Genomic DNA, 733 nt, shown 5'->3' with positions numbered 1-733 from the left:
ATCGTGTCAGCTGGTGGCTGGTCGAGCGGCACCAGTTGCGCGAGTCGGGTGCCGCGGCCGCCTGCGGGACCGTTCGTAGATCGACGGACGCGCGACGTCCGCGGCACGACCGAGCGGTCCTGGCCGGTCCGGGTGGCTGCCGTGGCACGGCATGAGCACGCATCCCCGGCGATGGTCGTCCTGGCATGGTGGAACGGTGCGCAGTGAAGGTGTGGACCCCAGGGATGTCGGCTTCGAGGTCGAGCAGCCGGTCTACCGCGTCCACTTCTGGCAGCACACGGGCACCGGCTACGCGTTCCCGCAACGATCCGGCGCCGACCTCGGGCCGGCGGTGGCGCACCCGTCGTACGCCAGTGACGAGCACCGCCTGCAGGAAGCCCGCGACGTCGAGGAGGTGCTGACGTGGGCGCGGGCGCAGGCTGCGGGGCGGGTGTTCGTCGTGTACGCCGAGGTGCGGGAGTGGACACCGGCTGGTGAGCGGTGCGGGTTGCTGCGCCTGCACGGTCAGGACCCCGACGACGCTCACTCGCGTCCGGCACCTGACCGGACGGCCACGGCACGGTCGGCGCCCCCGGGGACCGATGTCGATCCCGCGTCGCTGTGAACGGGCTGGAGCCGCACGAGGCTCGCGGCACGACCGCGCCTCGCACGCTAGGCGCAGCCATGTCCGTGCGTTCCGACGTCAGTCGCTGGTGTCCTCCAGCAGACGTTCGACAGCGTGCCTGAGCTCGGG

At 72.0% G+C, this 733-nt stretch carries 1 protein-coding gene; it reads left to right on the top strand.

From position 1 onward, the window contains the following. Positions 1-211 precede the first annotated feature (211 nt). Positions 212-604, top strand: a complete 393-nt coding sequence (locus MN205_RS00055) for a hypothetical protein (RefSeq protein ID WP_242123074.1) — start codon at positions 212-214, stop codon at positions 602-604. The last annotated feature ends 129 nt before the right edge of the window (positions 605-733 follow it).

This window comes from Kineococcus sp. TRM81007 (assembly GCF_022669155.1).
Lineage (GTDB): Bacteria > Actinomycetota > Actinomycetes > Actinomycetales > Kineococcaceae > Kineococcus.
Note: the sequence above shows the minus strand (reverse complement) of the source record. Positions and strands in the feature narration are given on the sequence as shown.